The organism is Nitratidesulfovibrio sp. (assembly GCF_040373385.1).
Classification (GTDB): Bacteria; Desulfobacterota; Desulfovibrionia; order Desulfovibrionales; family Desulfovibrionaceae; genus Cupidesulfovibrio.
Map to the genome: position 1 here is coordinate 134,048 of NZ_JBDXXH010000002.1, position 20,451 is coordinate 154,498.

Annotated in this window: 16 protein-coding genes and 1 tRNA gene; 7 read left to right on the top strand and 10 right to left on the bottom strand. The window is 61.4% G+C overall.

Features of this window, described 5'->3' with window-relative positions; all coding sequences use genetic code 11:
• Positions 1 to 176: 176 nt before the first annotated feature.
• A complete protein-coding gene (locus ABWO17_RS03600) occupies positions 177 to 941 on the top strand; it encodes a transporter substrate-binding domain-containing protein (RefSeq protein ID WP_353116167.1) in 765 nt (254 codons plus the stop codon).
• A gap of 807 nt (positions 942 to 1,748) precedes the next feature.
• Here ABWO17_RS03600 and ABWO17_RS03605 read toward each other — a convergent pair.
• From ABWO17_RS03605 to nifH, 8 genes are all read right to left on the bottom strand, one after another.
• Entirely contained in the window at positions 1,749 to 2,138 is a 390-nt protein-coding gene (locus ABWO17_RS03605; protein WP_353116169.1) for a hypothetical protein, read from the bottom strand.
• A gap of 202 nt (positions 2,139 to 2,340) precedes the next feature.
• Positions 2,341 to 3,066, bottom strand: coding sequence for a gamma-glutamylcyclotransferase family protein (locus ABWO17_RS03610; protein WP_353116171.1), 726 nt, complete (start codon positions 3,064 to 3,066; stop codon positions 2,341 to 2,343).
• Between the two features lie 104 nt (positions 3,067 to 3,170).
• Positions 3,171 to 4,559, bottom strand: a complete 1,389-nt coding sequence (anfK, locus tag ABWO17_RS03615; protein ID WP_353116173.1) for a Fe-only nitrogenase subunit beta — start codon at positions 4,557 to 4,559, stop codon at positions 3,171 to 3,173.
• Positions 4,560 to 4,793: 234 nt separating this feature from the next.
• Complete coding sequence (anfG, locus tag ABWO17_RS03620) at positions 4,794 to 5,159, bottom strand: Fe-only nitrogenase subunit delta (RefSeq protein WP_353116175.1); 366 nt, start codon at positions 5,157 to 5,159, stop codon at positions 4,794 to 4,796.
• Positions 5,160 to 5,185: 26 nt separating this feature from the next.
• The gene (gene anfD / locus ABWO17_RS03625) at positions 5,186 to 6,745 is read right to left on the bottom strand and encodes a nitrogenase iron-iron protein, alpha chain (protein ID WP_353116177.1); all 1,560 of its coding nucleotides are present in this window, start codon (positions 6,743 to 6,745) and stop codon (positions 5,186 to 5,188) included.
• A 101-nt stretch (positions 6,746 to 6,846) separates the two neighbouring features.
• Positions 6,847 to 7,218, bottom strand: a complete 372-nt coding sequence (locus ABWO17_RS03630; protein WP_353116179.1) for a P-II family nitrogen regulator — start codon at positions 7,216 to 7,218, stop codon at positions 6,847 to 6,849.
• Positions 7,219 to 7,226: 8 nt separating this feature from the next.
• A complete protein-coding gene (locus tag ABWO17_RS03635) occupies positions 7,227 to 7,550 on the bottom strand; it encodes a P-II family nitrogen regulator (protein ID WP_353116181.1) in 324 nt (107 codons plus the stop codon).
• Positions 7,551 to 7,614: 64 nt separating this feature from the next.
• Positions 7,615 to 8,442 carry a nitrogenase iron protein gene (gene nifH / locus ABWO17_RS03640; RefSeq protein ID WP_353116183.1) on the bottom strand — a complete coding sequence of 276 codons (828 nt, stop codon included), beginning with the start codon at positions 8,440 to 8,442 and terminating at the stop codon, positions 7,615 to 7,617.
• A 750-nt stretch (positions 8,443 to 9,192) separates the two neighbouring features.
• On the opposite strand from nifH, the gene ABWO17_RS03645 reads away from it, so the two are divergent.
• From ABWO17_RS03645 to ABWO17_RS03655, 3 genes are read left to right on the top strand one after another with little or no spacing between them, the layout of a single operon-like run.
• Complete coding sequence (locus tag ABWO17_RS03645) at positions 9,193 to 10,308, top strand: DNA cytosine methyltransferase (protein WP_353116185.1); 1,116 nt, start codon at positions 9,193 to 9,195, stop codon at positions 10,306 to 10,308.
• The gene (locus ABWO17_RS03650) at positions 10,308 to 13,340 is read left to right on the top strand and encodes an ATP-binding protein (protein WP_353116187.1); all 3,033 of its coding nucleotides are present in this window, start codon (positions 10,308 to 10,310) and stop codon (positions 13,338 to 13,340) included. The genes ABWO17_RS03645 and ABWO17_RS03650 overlap by 1 nt, the downstream gene beginning before the upstream one ends.
• Positions 13,333 to 15,072 carry a response regulator receiver domain gene (locus ABWO17_RS03655; RefSeq protein ID WP_353116189.1) on the top strand — a complete coding sequence of 580 codons (1,740 nt, stop codon included), beginning with the start codon at positions 13,333 to 13,335 and terminating at the stop codon, positions 15,070 to 15,072. Before ABWO17_RS03650 ends, ABWO17_RS03655 begins: the two co-directional genes overlap by 8 nt.
• Before the next feature lie 90 nt (positions 15,073 to 15,162).
• Here the strand turns inward: ABWO17_RS03655 and ABWO17_RS03660 are convergent.
• Positions 15,163 to 15,238: transfer RNA gene (locus ABWO17_RS03660), tRNA-Thr, on the bottom strand.
• A gap of 475 nt (positions 15,239 to 15,713) precedes the next feature.
• Here ABWO17_RS03660 and ABWO17_RS03665 point away from each other — a divergent pair.
• The gene (locus ABWO17_RS03665) at positions 15,714 to 17,078 is read left to right on the top strand and encodes a MerR family transcriptional regulator (RefSeq protein ID WP_353116191.1); all 1,365 of its coding nucleotides are present in this window, start codon (positions 15,714 to 15,716) and stop codon (positions 17,076 to 17,078) included.
• A gap of 84 nt (positions 17,079 to 17,162) precedes the next feature.
• On the opposite strand, the gene ABWO17_RS03670 is transcribed toward ABWO17_RS03665, so the two are convergent.
• Positions 17,163 to 17,984: a UPF0280 family protein gene (locus tag ABWO17_RS03670; protein WP_353116193.1), complete on the bottom strand. Its 822-nt coding sequence runs from the start codon at positions 17,982 to 17,984 to the stop codon at positions 17,163 to 17,165.
• A gap of 235 nt (positions 17,985 to 18,219) precedes the next feature.
• Here ABWO17_RS03670 and argF point away from each other — a divergent pair, with 235 nt between their 5' ends.
• Positions 18,220 to 19,122 (top strand): ornithine carbamoyltransferase, encoded by a 903-nt coding sequence (gene argF, locus ABWO17_RS03675; RefSeq protein ID WP_353116195.1) that lies wholly within the window; start codon positions 18,220 to 18,222, stop codon positions 19,120 to 19,122.
• 79 nt (positions 19,123 to 19,201) lie between these two features.
• Positions 19,202 to 20,407 (top strand): argininosuccinate synthase, encoded by a 1,206-nt coding sequence (locus ABWO17_RS03680; RefSeq protein ID WP_353116197.1) that lies wholly within the window; start codon positions 19,202 to 19,204, stop codon positions 20,405 to 20,407.
• Positions 20,408 to 20,451 lie beyond the last annotated feature (44 nt).

The window sequence follows — 20,451 nt, forward strand, 5'->3', positions numbered from 1 at the left end:
GGCGGGCCGGAGCAGCCGCTCCGGCCCGCCTGCCCATGACGACAGGGCAGCGGAACATGTACGCCAACGGGGGCGTGAAAGCGGTTGGGACAGGGAAGGGGGACCGCATGTACCGGAAACCGGTCCACCGGGCAGGGAACTTGCCAGTGACGCGCGGACGTGCCGGAAGCCGCCGCATGGGCCTGGGGGCATGCGTGCTGCGGGTGGCCTGGGTGGCCATGATCGCCGTCGTGCTGTTTGGTGGCCTTGCGCATGCCGGGGACCGTGCGTCTTCCGACCGGCAAGACCAACTGGAGCTTGTGGGGCCCTGGCCTGCCTCGGACGACGAGGTGCAGCGACTGCTGCGGGTGTACACCGAGGTGTTCCGGCGGCTGGGGCTGGGGGTCCGCTACCGCGAGGTGCCCGCCCGGCGAGCCAGCGACCTTGCGGAGCGTGGGCTTGCCGATGGCGAGCTCAGTCGCGTGTACGAGTACGGCAACCACTTTCGCAATCTCGTGCGCGTCGAGGAACCCCATCATGAAAAGGTTCTGCGGGCGTACTGCCTGCACGGGCCTGTGCTGGACGGGTGGGAGAGCCTGAAGGATGTTTCCGCGCGGGTGGAATGTCCGCGCGGCGTGGTGGCATGCCTGGATAACGTGCGACGGTACGTGCCCGCTGAACGGATTTATGAAAACGATACGCTGGAGCAAGGGCTGCAACGCCTGCTGCGAGGGCGGGTGGATGTCTACATCGACGTGAGCGAGCGGGTTGAGGCGTTCTTGCAGTCCCGTGTCGCCACGGGCCATGCGGATTATGCGGAGATACATTCTGTTGGCGACATGGAAGTGGTCAAGGGGTATCTTTGGCTGCACAAGCGGCATGCCGGGCTGGCATGGCACGTGGCGGAAACACTGCGGGAAATGAAACGCAGCGGTGAATTCCAACAGTTATACGGGGAATGAGGCGCGCGCCGTGCGGGTGAAGGCACTGAGCGACGTGCCCCGCGCGGTGCTGACCTCGCACGGGGTCAACACCGTGGCCTGCTCTGGCATGGTGCTGGACATGCTGCGCGCCGTCTATGGTGAGGATGGATCCAGTCTGGACGGCCTGCCCGTGAAGTCCACGGGGTGCCAGTGCGGCACAGATGCGGGGTGCCAGTCTGTGTCGCGATGCGTGCGGTCAGCATGCGGCTTGGATATTGAAAGCCGCCTCCGGATGGTTCCGAGGGCGGCTTTTGCAATACGCCGGGATGGGGGAATGTGCGTGCGGTGAGCGGGGTGCGGCTGGGGGGGGTGTTAATACCGTCGATACCGCACGGCATAACGGTATGACACTCCGTCAAAATCTTGGTCTGTGTGAAAATCCTTTTGAATGCGCACAGACCCGTCTGTGTCGGGCCGTGCAAGCATGTGGAAGGAATGTACAACGTTTTGACCTTTTACGCAGTAGAATACAAACGTGAGTTCAGAGTATGAAACTGGTTTTAGGAGTTCCGTAGGCCTGGCAACTCCAGATATGGTATAGTCTCCAATTATCTCTCCTCTGCGGAGTGTAAAGTCTGTGTTGTAATGCGGAGCTGGAGAAGACCATTGCATGGGGAAGTTGGAAATTTCTGTGATATGCTCTTGCTTGATAATTGTTTCATTCATGCTGGCGCACCCAGAGATCATGAAGAATAAGATAATGGCGATTGCTTTTTTCATAGTGACAACTCCTGTAAGTTTTCAGGGAGACGGCAGAAAGCGCAGAAATCAAGATCATTCATAATTTCAAGATTTCTCATGGAAGACGTGCCAATCAATGTTTCCGTCGATAGGGGTGACATTTGTCTTAAATGCAATGTATCCACGTAGCTCTTTTACTTCCGTTGAAAGCCGAAAAATAAGACCGTTCATTTCCTCCATGCGTTCTCGGTCTTCGTGCCGATCCCTGACGAGTTCAGCGAGTTCTCCGAATGGGAACCACACAAGCAACCAGAACGCGGGTAAGCCGATAAGAAAAAACAGAGCATTACCGACCTGTTTTCCCGTGGGGGCTCCAGCCAGCATAAGATACGCGATGGCGATGGCCAAGATGGCGCATAATACGAGAACGACATTGCATATTCTTTTCAACGTCCTCTTCACAACATCCCATAGCGATAGCATGTCTTTCCGCATACCGACCTCCGTTTTGAAATCGATACCTCACGGAACGACTTTTCATCAATACATTAGCGCAGGAGGGGCACCGTCGACAGTAGGCAAGCAGCATGGCAGACCCTTTCGGATATTACCCCCACGACATGCAGCAGTGAACGGCGTGTTCTCTTCAGCGAGGGTGAGTCTGTCGCGGATGCGAGGAATACGCGCATCAGGAATGCTACCCGTCCCCCCCACCGCAGGTGTCGCACGAAACATCCGCCAGCAGCCCCCGGTCGAAGCGGGGATAACGGGGCGCCGGGTACGACGCCGGGCGGCAGGGCATGGCGCGCAGCCGGGCTAGATAGGCGGCTGGCAGGCTGCCTTCCTCGGCCCCGCGCGCGATGAAGTCGAGATATTCGCGGCTGGGTGGCACTGCTTTGCCCAGCACGTCCTTCTTGTACAGCAGCACATGGTGGAGGCAGCCTTCGGCATCGGTCACCGTGGCCGGGTAGTGGAAGTAGCTGCCCGCGCCGTCCAGCCGGGCGTCCTGCCAGGCATCCAGCCGTCCCAGATCGGTGAAGGTCAGTTCCAGCACCACGCCCCACACCTCTTCACCTTGCGCGGCGGCTACCGTTTCCAGCCCGCCGTCCCAGATGCGGGTGTGCCCGTGGAAGGACAGCCGGTGGTCGGACAGCCGGGCCACCGCCACCACGCGGGGCAGGGTGGAGCAACGGGCGCGCAACTGCGCCGGGTTCATGTTGGAACCGTAGGCAAACAGGTAGGCCCGATCCGGCCTGCCGTAGCTCATGACCGCCTGCGTTGTCTCGATAAACTGAGCCGTCTGAACCGGCAGGCTGGGGGCGTGCCCGGACGTATCGCCATCGCCACCGCGTGCGGGCGACGATGCTGCGGCGCGTGCGGCGTGGCAGGGCGTGCCGCCTGAAAACTTCGTGGTGCCACTCATGGTGCCTCCCGTGGGTTGCCGATGGTAAAAACGGCGGAACCGCCGCGCCCCCGCGTAATGTCCGGGTGCGGCGGCGGTTCCGTGGACGAGCCGTGTGGGCGGCATCACCACATGTTGAGCACCCATTCCTTGTTCTTCTTGTATTCCATGTCCGTGAACAGGGTGTTGGCCATCTGCTCGGCCAGCCAGGTGGCCCCGGCATAGCCCACCACGGGGTGGCGGTGCATGCCCGCCCGGTCGTAGGTGGGAAAGCCCACGCGGAACATGGGGATGTTGTAGTCGATGGAGATGAAGCGGCCCTTGGAGTGGCCCAGGATCAGGTCCAGTTCCAGCCCCTTGTTCTTGATGCGGTCTTCCAGTTCCCAGAAGTCCGCGTTGGTCACGATCTCCATGTCGTGATCCACGTTCTCCTGCAGGGCCTTGACGCGCGGGTCGGTCTTGTAGTTGGGGTTGTCGTCGCCCAGAAGCAGCAGGGTGGGCTTCATTTCCAGGTCCAGACAGAACTCGGCCAGGCCGATGACCAGATCCGGGTTGCCGTAGATGGCCACGCGCTTGTCGGCAAAGAACATGTGCGTCAGGTCGGTGATGGCGTCCAGCGCAATGCCGCGCTCGCGCACCAGCGATTCCGGAATGGGCTTGCCGGTCAGCGTCTTCAGGTTCTTCAGGAAGGTATCGGTGTTGCGGATGCCGATGGGCGTTGGCCCGATGATGGTCGGGATGTCGAATTCCTGTTGCAGGTACTTGGCCGCCCTGCCGCCCTCATAGGGGTTGAGGGCGATGGTGCCCATGGCGTTGGCCGTGCCCCGCAGGTCGTCCATGGTGGTGGTGCCGTGGGCCACGTGGTTGCCGTGGGGCATCAGCGGCGCATCGAAGCTTTCGATCTCGAACAGCACCGTGGCGTCGATGCCCATGGCAGAGACCAGGTGCTTCAGCTCGGTCACGTCGCCGGGGTTCACCCAGCCGGTAAGCAGGTTCAGCTTGCCGTTGGGTTCGGTCCTGGTGGCGAAGTGGCTGACGAAGTCCTTCACCGCCACGTCGTAGCCGCTGACCATGCTGCCCACAAAGCTGGGGGTGTGGATGGGGATAAGGTGTACCTCGCGGCCGGGGTACTTTTCCTTCAGCAGCCCGGCGTTCAGCTTGGTGACCACGCCGTCGATGTCGTCGCCGATGACTTCGGTGGAGCAGGTGGAGATGATGGGCACCACCTTCACGTCGGGGTAGCGCATCAGCAGCACGTCCACGGCCTCTTCGACACGGCCGCACGCACCGAACACCGCGCCGTCCTCGTGCACCGAAGAAGAGGCGATTTCGAAGCTCTCCTTGAAGTGTTGCGAGAAGACCAGCCGCACGAACATCACGCAGCCCTGGCCGCCATGCACGATGCCGATGCATTCCTTGATGCCGATGCTGGCGAACTGCGCCCCCGCCGGCTGGCAGGTGAAGATGGGGTTGATGCACCCCGGCCGTTCTTTTTCCTTTATTTCGCAGGCCATGGCGGTCTTCCTCTTGGGACTGAGTAGTGGGGGTTGCGCCCCGTGGCGGGCGGCGCTGGCGCCGCCGGAGTGCATTCAGCCGGTCTTCCAGGGCTGGATTCCGAATGAGGGTTTTCGTTCGTTGGCAAGGAAAACGAGCCTGCCATGAGGGAGTATACTCTTCTCGTATTCGACCGACATGGCAGGCGAAGTTTGACGACGCCAACGGGCGAAAAGACCATTCAGAATCCAGCCCTAGTACTTCTGGTCGGTCAGTTCGAGGTTCAGCGAACCCGTAACGGTCAGGAATTCGATACGTTCGTGCAGCCCCTGCATGAGCGCGGCGATCTCGTCCTTGCTCATGTCCGCCAGCCACGCGTAGCGGGCGCGGAAGGCGTCGGCCAGGCACACGGCGTCCACCCAGTAGCAGCGGGCATCCGGGGTGGAAATGTCCACCGGCTCGTCGCACAGAAGCTGCCTTGTCCTGGTCAGGATGCCCTCGTTCTGGCGGGTGCGGTCCCAGGCGCGGGAGTGGAACTGCCACAGGCACTTCTTCATGATGTAGTCGACAAACTGCTCGATGCGGTCCTTCATCACGTCATCCTTCATTGCGTCGCCCATGGTGGTGGTCTCCGTGTCGCACCGCGTCACACCGCGACGGCTTGCGGCTCGAAGGTGGGGTAGGTCTTGCCCCGCAGGTCCACGAGGCTGTCGTACTTGCCGGTGTAGGGGCGCGTGTTCGGGTCGTTGCGCACTTCGTCGGGCAGGTTGGCGTCCGACAGCATGCGCCGGGTGACGAAGCCCTTGTCGGCGGGGATTTCGTCCTTGCTGATGTCCAGCTTGGCCAGCTCATGGATGGGCGAGTAGATGGCGTTGTAGATGTCGCGCGCAAAGCGCACCCAGCCTTCAAACCCCTTCCACGGGCCGTTGTGGTAGGCATGGGCGTTCAGGTAGGGCACGCGCACCTTCTTGGCCACTTCGCCGGGCCGCTTGCCGGTGAAGATGATGTCCGGCTGCAACATGTCCATGGCTTCCAGCCCTTCCAGTTCGTTGGGGTCGTCGATGGCCAGCGCCCCCTCCTCGCAACGGGCGATGCCCTTTTCCATGTCCCCCTGGTGGCCGAACTTGGTGTACACCGACACCACGTCCACGCCCATTTCGTCGTGGATGACGTGGGCCCAGTGCCACAGCTTGGAACCGCCGGGCCACAGGCATACCCTCTTGCCGGTAAGGCGGGCCTTGTACCATTCCAGTTCCGGCTTCCAGCGGGCGGTTTCTGCCTCGATGATGGCCTGGGCGCGGTCTTCTATGCCGAAGAACAGCCCGATCTTGCGCAGCGAGTTGCCCAGCGGCTCGAAGCCGAAGCCGTCGATGTCCAGGCGCGGCGTGCCGTAGCGCTGGCGCAGTTCGTTGCAGATGTATTCCGCCGAGCGGGCGCATTCCAGCACGTTCAGGTGGGCCAGGTGCATGCCGCGCAGGCCGTCGTACGAACCGTTGCCGGTGAAGGTGGACAGCACCTGGATGCCCATGCGGCTGAAGTAGTCCTGCATGACCTCCTGGTCGCCCTGGATGTTGTATTCGCCCACGTAGTTGATCACGTAGTCGCTGGTGATCTCCGGCTCGAAGGTGCCCACCTTCTGGTTGATCCAGGCGATGTTGATCTTGTGGTGCCCGCCCGACTGGCTGGGGCCGCCGAAGCCCGGCGAGTTGCACACGAAGATGTCCACGTCGGGCATTTCTTCCATCACTTCCTGCGCGATGGCGTTGATGTCGTCGCCGATGAGGGCGGATGCGCAGGTCTGGTAGATGGTCATGTGCTTGATGTGCGGCACGGCCTTGAAGCTGTCGATGATGGTCTGCTTCAGCAGCTTTTCCGCCCCGAACACGATGTGCTTTTCCTTCATGTCGGTGGCGAAGGTGTACTTGAGCTGGAAGTTGTCGTTGTCGCTGATGTAGCGCTTGGTTTGCCACGTGTCGTAGGTGCAGCCCACGGGGCCGTGGCTCAGGTGAATGACGTCCTTCATGGGCGTGCCGATGACGTGCTTTGCGCCGCAGTAGGCGCAGCCACGCTCGGAAATGGAGCCCGGAATGGTGTTCAGGTAGCCGAGGGGCAGCGCATCGGTCACCGTTTCGCCGGGGCCCTTGATGACGGCGTGCTTTTCACGCTCGGGTATGCATTCGCTGCATTTGAAGAGATGGTAAGGCATGTCTCGTTCCTCTCTCGTGAGATGGGCAAGATGTGGCGCTACTGGGTGCGTCCCGTCAGGCGATGGGGCGCGCCGGAGTGCGACGAGTTGTCGCGGACGCGCTACAGGATGGCGCTTTCGCCGTGTTCGTCGGTACGCACGCGCATGGCGTCTTCAACCGGGCAGATGAATATCCTGCCGTCGCCGATCTGCTCGGTGCGGTTCACCGCCACGATGGCCCCGACGACGGCGTCCACGCTGGCGCTGGGCACCACAAGCGAGATCATGCGCTTGGGCACGTACTTCATCTTGCGGAACTTGCCCTGCTCCAGCACCTTGGGGTTGACCTCCGTGCCGATTTCGCCAGCCAGGCCCTGCTGCTTGCCCCGTCCCAGCACCGGCACGGCGGTAAGGCAGGGAAAGCCCAGCTTGTCCAGTGCTTCTTTTGTGGCGCCCATCTTCTTGGGGCGGATGATGGCGATGATCTCTTTCATGACGCCACCTACAGGCCCTTCACGCCGGTGCGCACCGTAAGCGCGTCCTCGACGGGCGAGACGAACACCTTGCCGTCGCCGAAATTGCCCGTGTACGCCTTGCACTTGATGAGCGTGAGTATTTCCTCGACGCTGGCTTCTTCCACCACCATGACCAGCATGGTGCGGGGCAGTTCGTCGTAGTGCATGCTGCCCACGGTGATGCCCTTCTGCTTGCCCCGCCCAAAGGCGTGGATCATGGTCATGGAGGCGAAACCCGCCTCGGCGAGGCCGTCGGCCACGGTGTCTGCGGCCTCTGGCCGCACGATCGCCTTGATCATCTTGAGAGCCATGGAATCGCTCCTTGCGGTCTGTGTGGGGCGGGGTGCGCCGGTACGGATTGGAGGGGGCGGCGATCTAGTCGGCGATGCCGTACTTGATGACCATGGCTTCCAGTTCATCCATGGTGAGGGGCTTGGGGATGACGAAGTTGGTATTCTCGATGATCTTCTGGCCAAGCAGGCTGTATTCCAGCGCCTGGTTTTCGGTGGGGTCGTATTCCGTCACCGTCTTCTTGTTGAATTCCGCCTTCTGCACGATGTTGTCGCGCGGCACGAAGTGGATCATCTGGGTGCCGATGGCGGCGGTGAATTCTTCAAGGAACTCGCGCTCGCGGTCCACCTTGCGGCTGTTGCAGATGACGCCGCCAAGGCGCACGCCACTCTGCTTGGCGTACTTCAGAAGGCCCTTGCAGATGTTGTTGGCGGCGTAGATGGCCATCATTTCTCCGGATGCCACAATGTAGACTTCCTGCGCCTTGCCGTCGCGGATGGGCATGGCAAAGCCGCCGCACACAACGTCGCCCAGAACGTCGAAGAACACGTAGTCCAGTTCTTCGGTGTAGGCGCCAAGGTTTTCCATGAGGTCGATGGCGGTGATGACGCCGCGCCCCGCACAGCCCACTCCCGGTTCCGGACCGCCCGATTCCACGCAGCGGATGTTCTTGAAGCCGTTCTTCACCACCTTGTCGATGGTCACCTTTTCAGCGCCCTGCTCGCGCAGCACGTCCATCAGGGTTTCCTGCGGCTTGCCGCCCAGGATGAGGCGGGTGGAGTCGGCCTTGGGGTCGCAGCCGTGGATGAAGATCTTCTTGTCGTGGAAGTGGGCCATGGCGGCGGCGGTGTTCTGCGTGGTGGTGGACTTGCCGATGCCGCCCTTGCCGTAAATGGCGATCTTTCTGGTCATGATGGGCCTCCGTTTTTGGAATGCGATGCGTGGGGATTGCGCATCGGGTACGCCGCACCTGTTGCATGGGGTGTGCCATGCATGTGGTGTGCGCCAGTAACGGGGGCAGGAGTGACTATGACGTGCGGAATGTGTGGGGATAAATGCGAATATGGTGCGGGGCGGTACGTTATGCGAGGGCGGTGCGCGACAAAAGTACGTTCGCGTGCGAAGCTTGATGGAGCGGTGTGGAGTGGGGTGGTGCGGCGAGGTGTACGGGGATGTACGTTCGGAGCGGCGGGTGTTCGTGGTGGTGCGAATGGGGGGAGGTGCTGGCAGGTCTGCGATGAGAAGGCGCGCAACGCCTGGGAGCTTGCGACGGTGGTGGCATCATGTTAATGTATATAGAAAAGCATTAAGTAGCGGGGGGCAGGACCGGGCCTTTTGAAATTGCGAGCCCCGTCCATTTGGCTGAAGCGAAGATTCTCCTGTTTCATGCGGTTCTCTGGGTTGCCCTGCCTGGTGCCGTTTCCCTGCATATTCATTTTGTGGAGGGGTTATGGATTTTCGTGAACGGATTTGTTGTATTAAGTCTTAATTTTGTGACTTTAATGGGCTGGGCTCGTTGTCCCGGAGTTTGTGTGCCCCAGACGGCAGGGGGTTGCGATTGCTACGGCACCGTTCTAAAGAGGCATGCGTTGGTGGCGGTATAGACGTACCCATCCTGCAGATATCCTTGCTTGCTGGCCACTTCTCTTTTATGGATTCTTCATGTGTTCAAAGGCAATAACCACACGCCAGGCAAGGCGCACGGCACTTCGTCGCGAGCCCGAACCACCGATCGCCGTTGACCTCTTCTGCGGTTGCGGTGCGGTGACACAGGGCCTCAAGCAGGCCGGCTTTCGCGTGCTCTCGGCGCTCGATTGCGATCCTGTTGCCTGCGAGACCTATGCCACCAACCATCCAGACGTGCATCTCGTGCGCGACGATATCCGTGCCGTCGAACCCCTCTCGCTCCTGCCTCAGGGCAGCTTGCCTGCGGGGGGGGTCGACCTGCTTGTCGTGTGTGCCCCCTGTCAGCCTTTCAGCAGCCAGAATCGCCACCGGGTAGGTGATGAAAGGGCGGATCTCATACTGCAGGCACCCCGCTTCGTTGCTGGGCTGCGCCCCCGTCTTGTCTTTTTCGAAAACGTGCCGGGGCTGGCCTCACCGGCCAACCACAGCCAGATCCGGCAACTCGAAGCAGCATTTTCGGCAGAGGGCTACACCCTCGGACTGCCGGTTCGGGTGGATGCGGCAGACTATGCAGTTCCGCAGCGCCGCATGCGCTGCATCATGTTTGCAGCGGCACCGGGCGTGCCCCTGCCGCAACTGCCGCAGCCCATCACGCCGGAGGGTGCTCGCCGTACCGTACGGGATGCATTGGGCGATCTTCCCCCGCTTGCGTCGGGGCAGGCAACGGCTGACCCGCTCCACTTTGCCAGGAACCATCAGGAAATTGCCCTGCAACGCATGCGACACATCCCCAAGGATGGCGGCAGTCGTTTTTCGCTGCCGCCCGAGCTCGAGCTTGCCTGTCACAAGGGCCATAAAGGGCATCCCGACGTGTACGGGCGAATGGGGTGGGGCAACGTCGCCCCCACGCTCACGACGGGGTGTACCGACGTCACCAGGGGGCGCTTCATGCATCCGCGAGACGACAGGGCCATAACCCTGCGAGAAGCAGCCCGGCTGCAGTCATTTCCGGATGAGTACTCCTTTGTCGGCTGCCCGGCCGCCATCGCCCGGCAGATAGGCAATGCCGTGCCGGTGCAGCTTGCGCAGGTGGTGGCTTGTTCGGCAGCGCGAACGCTTTCCCTTCTCGACCAGAACCAACGGAGTGCATGATGGCCCGGGTCCGCGTGAAGGCACGGACGCTCGACATGCTCGGGCGTCAGCAGATGGCGAGCATACCCAACGCCCTGCACGAGCTTTTCAAGAATGCCTACGACGCCTATGCCGACAACGTCACGGCCCGCTACTACCGGCAGGATGCGCTGCTCGTTCTTCATGACGATGGCGTGGGGATGACGGAAAGGGACTTCGAGGAGCGTTGGCTTACCCTCGGCACCGAAAGCAAGATCACGGAAGCTGAACGGTTCGGGACGGACCGGGAAAACGAGGAGTTTCTGCTCAGCAGACCCTATGCGGACCCGAACAAGCCCAGCCGCCCCTCTCTTGGTGAAAAGGGTATAGGCCGCCTTGCCATTGCCACCGTGGGGCCGCAGGTTTTCGTGCTTTCCCGGGCTGAACGTGCAGATGGTTTGCAAGAGTTGGTGGCCGCGTTCATCAACTGGACGATGTTCGAGGCGCCCGGCATAGAGATCGACAAGATCGACATCGCCGTTGCAGCATTCCCGACGGATAGTCTCCCTGACGAGGATGCCCTGCGCATTCTGCTTGCGGATGCGCGTCGGAATTATCTTTCCCTGCGCCCCCGCATCGTGCCGGAAATTCGCAAGCGCATAGAGGCGCAACTGGCGTCATGCGAAAATGCGCTGCCGCGCATTGCCGATCTGGTGGCAGATATTCCGCTTTTTGCTGCCCGAGGAACGGCATTCATCGTGTGCGATACGGACCCCGTGCTCGAGCGCGACATCGATGACAGGATGGACGATTTCCCCCCGGCGCTTCTCCGGTTCCTTCGCGGCTTTTCCAATACCATGATGCCGGACAAAGGGGACGTACCCATCCGCGCGGCGTTCTTCGACCACAGACGCGACGGCACCGTTGAAGACGTCCTTGGCGACACGGAATTCTTCACTCCCGAGGAATTCCGCATGGCGGATCAGCATATCGAAGGCACATTCGACGAGTACGGTCAGTTCAGCGGAACGGTGCAGATCTACCGCGATGCACCCCAACCATACACGGTGGCATGGGACGGGGCACACCATCAGCCCACCAAGTGCGGTCCGTTCAGAATCAAGTTTGCGTGTCTCCAAGGGAATCCGAAAGAAAGTCTGCTGCCTCCGGACAGATACAAGCCCCTAGTGGAAAAGCTTAACAACTTCGGTGGGCTCTATGTGTATCGCGAGGGGATACGCGTTCTTCCCTACGGCAATAGCGATCAGGATTATTTGTTCATAGAAACTCGTCGCAGCAAGGCCGCAAAAGACTGGTACTTCTCCTACAGACGCATTTTTGGCGCCGTGGAGCTTACCTTCGAGGACAACAGTGAGCTGAAGGAAAAGGCAGGTCGCGAGGGTTTTCGCGAGAACATGGCCTATCGCCAGTTCCGCAACATGCTCATCAATCTCTTCAGGCTGCTTGCCACGGATTGGTTCAGGGAAAAAAGCTCCGTCTACGGTACGTTCTGGGAGCAGAAGAACGAGCTTCAGCGGCAGGCAGAACTGCTTGAAAAGCGTGAGAAAAGTGTCATTGAAAAGCGAAAGAAGCTTGCGCGGGAGATCGACGCATTCTTCGGGCGCATAGAGGCGCACGAGCCTGAAAAGGCCGTGGAGCGCCTGCGAAGCCGCATGAACGATGTTCTCATGCATGTTGCGGAAGAATCGCCCGAAGAAGCCGCACGCATTCTGCTGCAGATTGAAGCGGAGATGAACGAAGCCCTCGCCGGTCTGCGCGAGACATGCCGTCTTGTCCGCCCCCGTAGTGTCGGGCTTACCAAGAAGATGCAGGCCGAGCTCGAACGGGCAAACGCCATTACCCTCCGCCTCGAGTCGGACTTGTTCACCCCCTTCGAGAAGGAAGTGGATGAAAGGATAACCCAGGCCATCGGTGCCGCACGTGCGCTCGTGTCGCGCCGTCGCCGCCTCCAGCAGGCTCTGGAACAGCGGGAAAAGCGCGAAAACACCCGGGCGCGGGCCATCGTCAAGCATGCCAGGGAGGATGCGGACCAACTGGGCAAGGAAGTGCTTGCACGCACCCGGGAAGGTTTGGCCACGCTCGATGCCACCTTCAAGCAGGCCTTCGCTGATCTGGAGCGCGAATCCTTGGCGGACATGGATGATACCGCAGCCATGGTGCTTCAGGACCGTATCGAAAGAAACCTTGCTTCGGCAGTGCAGGGCGAGGTCGAGACACTGGAGCGTCTGCGCGACTCGCTGCAGGCGGTTCTCGAGTCCTTGCGGGAAAACACCCTGCTCAACGAAACGACGGCGGCCCTCGAGGACAGGGGGCAGGTTCTGCAGGAAGAGCTTGACCGCTCTACGGAGCTTGCCCATCTCGGCACAGCCATCGGCATCATCCAGCATGAGTTCAATTCGTCCGTCGTCGCAATCCGCAATGGCCTTAACAGGCTGAAGGGGGCCGTTTCGGATGACCCCGGCGCACAGGACAGCTACAGCCTGGTACGCGCCAGCTTCGAACATCTCGATACGTATCTTTCCATGTTCGCCCCCCTCAACCGACGCCTCTACCGGAAGCCCATCGAACTCGCGGGGGCGAACATTCGCAAGTATCTGCTGCAGATATTTGCCGAACGTTTCAAGCGCCACAATGTCCGGTGGGAGAGCACTCAGGCATTCGAACGGCATGCGGTCACCGCGTTTCCCGCTACCTTTCTTCCGCCGTTCATAAATGTCGTCGACAATGCCCTTTTCTGGCTTTCGCGCACGAGCGACGGAAACCTCAAGGACGATGACGGCAGCCGCACCATATTCTTCGATGCCGACGCCACCGGCTATCTTGTCAGCAACAACGGCCCCGGTGTTGCTGAACGGGATGCGGAGCAGATATTCGAACTTTCCTATACCCGAAAGCTGCGTGGCAGGGGGATGGGGCTAGCCATCGCCAGAAAGGCCCTGCGGGAAGCCGGGTACGAAATTACGTTGGAAGCATGTGGGAAGGATGCATTCCCCGTGTTCAAGATCTGGACATCAGCGCCCACCCCGAAGCGACAAGAGGAACGACATGCCTGAAGCCCATCTGCCAGTCGAAGAGGCTCCTGCCCCGAATGCTCTCAGAACTGCAGCGCTCGCAGCCTGTCGTGAGCGCTCCAGGGAAGCTGCCTTGCGTTTCATTCGGTCTGTCGTCGTCATCGATAACGATGCCTATATGGGCGGCGTGCCGCAGAATGCTGTCAATCCGCTCGATGTCGGCGAGGTCACGAAGGCTTTTGCGCAGCAGGGCATCAATTGCGCGGTGTACCGTCCCGAGCAGGGTGAGGATATCGTCGGGACGTGTCTGCAGCTTTTGAAACAGGCTGATGCGGCCATAATCGACTGGCACCTGGGAGTCGGCAACGATACAGGCCCGTGCAAGGAAGCAATCAAGGCTCTGGTGATGGCTGATGTCGCTCACGGAGCGCCCGTGAGGCTCATCATCATTTACACTGCAGAAGAACCTGCAGGGGTACGCGACGATCTGGCACGGTACTTGACAGATCTTGGACTTTCCTCTTTGCCCGAGGGTGCTGGATTCGGCTTGCAGAATGCGCGGGGAAGGATTCTGGTTCTTAAGAAGACAGGCGAGAACGAGGTTGGCGGTCCAGCCGGGTTGATGCCGGAAGAACGCCATTATTCGGCGAAACCATCCGAGCTCCCCAGGCATGTTGTAGATGCCTTCTCCGATCTGGTTGATGGGCTGGTTCCTTCCGTGGCGCTCCACGCAATATCTGCCATACGTGAGCGTTCACATGATCTTCTTGGGGCTTTCAACAAGGGGCTTGATTCTTCGTTCCTTCTACATACGGCATTGATACCAAACAAGCAGGATGCGCATTCTTTCATCGTAGGGCTTGTGTCGGAAGAAAATGGGAAGCTTGTGAGCGGGGATGGCAAGATAAAGAGTCTTGTTTCACCTGATTCGCTTAAGCAGTACATAGCGAAAACAATAGAATCATCAACATACCGATGCGCGACGTGTAGTGGTACTGGACGTGTCCGCACGGCATGCACGCTGTGTAGGGGCAATGATAGGGCGTGCGTTGTGTGTCGGGGGAGTGGAAGATATCATAAGGTGTGTGAGCGGTGTAAGGGAAAGAAGTCGTGGGCAATTTCAGAAAGATCGGTGCTGTCGGTATTTGAATCTTCTGCTGAAGTTAAAAATCTTCCCGAGATAGAAAAACTGCTAGAAATATTTTGCACACCGGCTCGGGATGGTGGGGATGGTGGCTATGCTTTTTGCAGGATGTCAATGCTCAGTGCAGAAAGCGAAACAGGTACACGTCCATACACGGGAAAAGAAGTCCCTGTGCTGCACCAGGGAACGATGATGGTGCGCACTGGCGAAGATGGTAGGCCAGAGGTGTTCGTATGCATAGTGCCGCAATGCGATGCCGTTCGAATTAGAAATGAAGAGCGTCTTTTCCCGTGCATCAAGGGAGAGATGACAAGTGGTATAAATAAGGCGTCATATGTTGTGCGTTATGGCGGGGAGGATAAATTTGTATCTATCCCGAAGCAGATTTCATGGAAGTGCATGGAAGCTATTGCTTTTAACGGAGAGGACTCCGTTTTGGCTGTTATGAATGAAGCAGACAAGTTTTTTTATTTTACTGATGTGCAGGGAAAACGCTATCGCTGGCTTGCCGACCTTCGACAGTCCCATGCTTTGAAGCTTGCTAGTGAGGCTGTTCCCTCGTTGGGCAGAGTGGGGATTGACGAGTTTGAATGGCACAGGAGGATCAAGGAGAAAATTGGGCAAGAATGAGATTGATGCTTTCACCTAACGGAATATTAGAACGCCCATTTTGAAATGAACAAAGGCGTTACCTCATTTCTGGGGTAACGCCTTGTTCTCTGGAGCCAACTGCGAGATTTGAACTCGCGACCTGCTGATTACGAATCAGCTGCTCTACCAACTGAGCTAAGTTGGCCTGCTGGCTTGGGCGGATGTCTCCGCCGGAAGCGAGAAATGCTTGATATGGAAGTTGGCAGTTGAAGTCAAGCGGGTTGTGGGGCGGCGGCGGGTGGTGCATGCCGGGCAGGGCAGGGAGATGGCGGGCATTCGCATGTCTCCCTGGCTCGCTGGTGAGGCCGTATCCGCTACGAGTTTTCTCGATCCATTCCTGACTCGGCCCGCCCTACGTGCACGGTTTTTGCCTGCCCCTCCGTTTGTCTGCATCCCCCTCATCCCTCATCTATGTATCGCTTCGCGTCCTCAACGCGCGTGCCTTCCTTCCTTCCCCCTCCCGGCCTTCTCCCTTGTCCGCTTCCGTTGCGCCAGCATCCGGAAAGTCCAGTTGCCCAAGGTTGTTGGACAATTTTCTAGACAATTTTTTTATGCGGATTTCTTGACAAAATCCTCCCTGTCGCGCAACTGTGCAACAACAAGAACTGGAGCACCTCCTCATGATCCGCGAACTGCTGACCCTCCGCGAAATCGCCCGCCGCCTCGACGTGCCCCCCTCCAGTATCGCCTATTACAAGGACAGGTTCGCGCGCTTTCTGCCCGCCGGAGAAGGGCGGGGCAGGCGGCTGCGCTATCCCGTGCATGTGCTGGACATCTTCAGGGAGATCAGGAGCATGTACACACGCAACGTGGCGGCGGAGCAAATAGAGGAACGGCTGGAAGAGCTTGTGGCCGCGTTGTCCGCCCCCGTGGGGCAGCATGGACAGCCGGGCGCCAGGTCGGGCGCGCGGGCGTCCGGCACCGGGGCGGAGCAGCACCTGCGGGACAGGCCCCGCGCATCCGATGTCATGTCGGGTCCGAACTCCTCGCCGGGCCACTTGCCGGATCATTCGCCGGATGATGCCTCGCGCATGGCGGACGGCATCCCCGCCGACCCCGCCGTGGAAGGCCTGCCCGGCATGCTCGACCGCATGGCCACGCTGCTTCAGGTGCAGGGGCACATGCTGGCGGAGCTTTCCAGCCTGCGCCGTCAGGTGGAGGATCTGCGCGCCGATCGCGACGCGCTGCTGGCCGCCTTTGACGAGCGCGCGGCCCGGCTGGACGAGGCGCTGGACCTGTTGCGCCGCGAACGCACCGAAGCCGTCACCCGCCTTGTGGACGACTATTACACGGTGGTGTCGGGGGCTGCGGGCGCCGGGCCGGCGGGGGGCGATGCAGGCGGTGCCAAAGCGGAGCGGGGCAACGCAGGCGGGGCGGAAGGCGCGGCTGGTGATGGCGTGCACGCCGATGCTGCCGGGGCCAGCCAGAACGCTTCCGGTCAAGACACCACCGGCCACGACACTTCCCGCCAAGACACAACCGATCAGGAATCCTCCGCTGCCGACGCGCGGGCGGACGGTCCCTCGGCCACCGGCGCTTCCGGTTCGGCCTCGCAGGCGGAATCCGGCCATGCACGGGCTGGCTCCGGCAAGGATTCGGCCACCACGCCGCCCGCAACCCTGTTCGACAGGCCGCTGGTCATCCGGCGCAACGGCGAATACCTGGGCGTATCCGGGCGCGACAAGGCATTCACCCTGCGTGAACTGCTGGCACTGGTGGACCGCCACGCCGCCCGGCGGCATCGCGTCTCCATGGGGTGGACCCGAACCAGCTCTGCCTGGGTGCTGCGCCTGACCACCGACGAACCCGCCAGCGGCAGGCAGGGCGGCAGCCGCACCCACGAACTGACCTTGCAGCCGGTCACCACGCCCAGCGGCAACCACGTCACCCGGCTCTCGCGCCTTGCCATCAACGGCGATACGGTGCCGGACCGCTTTCTGCTGGAATTGTTCCGGAATATCAAGGAAAGCTACGAATTCCGATAGCGGGCTGCGGCGCGCGCCGTCTCCTGTCTGGCGTGCCCGGTTCTCAAAGTGCGTATGGTTCCCGCAGGCCCCGTGCGCCGCAGGTCAGGCCACGGCAAGCTCCATGTTCCCCCAAATGCCCACGCGGCCGCCGCACTGGGCGTACACACCCTCTATGCCCAGATGCGCCATGGCCGCGGCGCGTTCCGTCACGCGGGGCACGTCGTCCGGCCCTCGCAGCATGTTGCCGAACAGGGTGGCCGCCGCGTCGGCCAGGCTGGCATCGCGCGCCCGCACCGCCGCGATGTCGCCAACCCCCAGGCTCAGCGAATGGCCGATGGTGGCCGACGACGAGCACAGCGACACCGGGCAGTCCGCCGCCTTCACCACCACGCCGATCATCTCGCCGCTGGCCGGGTCGGGCAGCAGGCCCACCACCCGGTCGCGCCGCGAGCAGATGTAGATGTCCCCGCCGTTCTCCACGATGATGTCCGGTGACGCCGGGGCAAAGCGCTCCGCCACCATCTGGGCCACGGTGCCCGCCACGGCGGCAAAGGGGCCAACCCCGGCGATGTCGGCCCCGTGCGCCATGCGCCGGGCCACTTCCGGGGCGCTTGCGGGCGTGGGCACGGGCACGAGGCTGGTGCGAAAGTCAGGCGCAAGCAGCATCCACGCCTTGATCTGGCCGCGCAACTCGGTGACGTAGGCGGCGATCTGGTCCGGCAGATCGGGCAGTACAGGCTGGCCGGGGTGCCCCGCGCGTGCGGTCACCCACAGGTCGGTTTCCTCCACCACCACCTGAAAGACCACCTCGTCCGGGTGGCGGGCGGTGCGTTTGCGATAGCCGCGCACATGGTCGGTGTGCACGGTGAGAGATTCCGGCGCGGCGGGCGCGGAACGGTTGCTGGCGGTGCGTTTGGTGCTCATGGAGCGGTTTCATCACAGGGGCGGGCGGGCGTCAATTACCGCCAGCCTGGTCGGCCCCCTTGCTTGCTGCCGCTCTTGTCGCCATTCATGCCGCCCCGCCATCCTTGCGGAGCCACTTCCGACCGCCTTCCCATCGGCCCGCGCTGGCGCGCATTCTTTACAAGCGGCGGGCTTTGAGGCTAGGAAACCCTTTTCCGCATCAGGTTTCGCAGTGCCGCAACACAAGGATGGAGCCATGCCCAAACATTTCAAGCGAATCAGGGACCTCGGCTACGAGGGCGCCTGGAAGCTGTTGCAACGCGCCAAGGAAATGAAGGACACCGCCCACCGGGGCAAGATCATGGAAGGCAAGACCGCCATCCTCATCTTCGAAAAGGCGTCCACCCGCACGCGCATTTCCTTCGAGATGGCGGTACGCCACCTTGGCGGCTCCACCATTTTCATGACCCCGGCGGAAAGCCAGTTGGGCCGCTCCGAACCCCTGCGCGACACCGCCCGCGTGCTTTCGCGCTATGCCGATTGCATGGTGGTGCGCACCTTCGGCCAGTCGAAGATCGACGAACTGGCCGAATACGGCTCCATCCCGGTGGTCAACGCCTTGACCGACGAAGGGCACCCCTGCCAGGTCATGGGCGACGTGCTGACGATGTACGAGCGCACCCCCGACCTGTCCAAGGTGCGCGTGGCCTGGGTGGGCGACGGCAACAACATGGCCAATTCATGGATAGAAGCGGCCATCTACTTTCCGTTCGAGCTGTTCATGGCCTTCCCCGAAGGCTACGAGCCCGACCGCGAACTGCTGGGCTACGCCCTGAACGCCGGGGCCAAGATATTCCTCACCCACGACCCGCGCGTGGCGGTCGAGGGCGCGCACTACGTGAACACCGACGTGTGGGCTTCCATGGGCCAGGAAGAAGAGCAGAAGAAGCGCGAGGCCGCCTTCAAGGGGTACTGCATCGATGCCGACATGATGGCCCTTGCCGCGCCCGACGCCAAGTTCATGCACTGCCTGCCCGCCCACCGGGGCGAGGAAGTGACCGACGAGGTTATGGAAAGCCCGGCCTCCATCATTTTCGATCAGGCAGAAAACCGCCTGCACATCCAGAAGGCCATTCTGGAGTGGGCATTCTCGGAATAGCACCGCGCCACGGCACGCGCCGCGCGACGCATATCGCACAACATACCGCATAACTACCGCATAATGGGGCTGAAACGACATGGCCAAGGCTATCAATAAGGTCGTGCTCGCCTATTCCGGCGGGCTGGATACGTCGGTGATCCTGAAGTGGATTGCCGTCACCTACGGCTGCGAGGTGGTGACCCTTACCGCCGACCTGGGGCAGGAAGAGGACCTGGACGGCGTGGACGCCAAGGCCCTGCGCACCGGCGCCACCCGCGCCTACGTGGAAGACCTGCGCGAGGAATTCGCGCGCGACTTCATCTTTCCCATGATGCGCTCCGGCGCGGTGTACGAGGGGCGCTACCTGCTGGGCACCTCCATCGCGCGGCCGCTCATCGCCAAGCGCCTGGTGGACATTGCCCGTGCCGAAGGCGCGCAGGCCGTGGCCCACGGCGCCACCGGCAAGGGCAACGACCAGGTGCGCTTCGAGCTTACCGTCAACGCCCTGGCCCCGGACCTGGACGTGATTGCCCCGTGGCGTATCTGGGACCTGCGTTCGCGCACCGACCTGACCGCCTTTGCCGAACAGCACGGCATTCCGCTGTCCACCTCGTCCAAGCAGTACAGCATGGACCGCAACATGCTGCATTGCAGCTTCGAGGGCGGCGAGCTGGAAGACCCGTGGTGCGAGCCCGGTCCCAACAGCCACGTCATGGCCGTGCCCGTGGAACAGGCCCCGGACACGCCGGAATACATCACCATCGACTTCCTGAAGGGCGATGCGGTTGCCGTCAACGGCGAAGCCATGAGCCCGGCCACCATCGTCCGCACCCTGAACACCATCGCGGGCAGGCACGGCATCGGCCGCCTGGACATGGTGGAAAACCGCTTCGTGGGCATCAAGTCGCGCGGGGTGTACGAAACCCCCGGCGGCACCGTGCTGCACATCGCCCACCGCGACCTGGAAGGCATCTGCATGGACCGCGAATCCATGCACCTGCGCGACCAGCTGATTCCGCGCTACTCCGAGGCCGTGTACAACGGCTTCTGGTTCGCGCCGGAGCGCGAGGCCATGCAGGCGTTCATCGACAAGACGCAGGAAACCGTCAACGGCTCCGTGCGCCTGAAACTGTACAAGGGCAATGCCTATCCGGTGGGCCGCACCTCGCCCAACACCCTGTACTGCCACGATCTTGCCACCTTCGAAGACTGCGCCACCTACGACCACGCCGATGCCGCGGGCTTCATCAAGTTGCAGGGCCTGCGCGTGCGCGGGTACGCACAGCGGGTCAAGAAAGTCTAGTCCGCCGAACGAAGGGGCGCCCCTTCGACGGTGAATACGTTCAG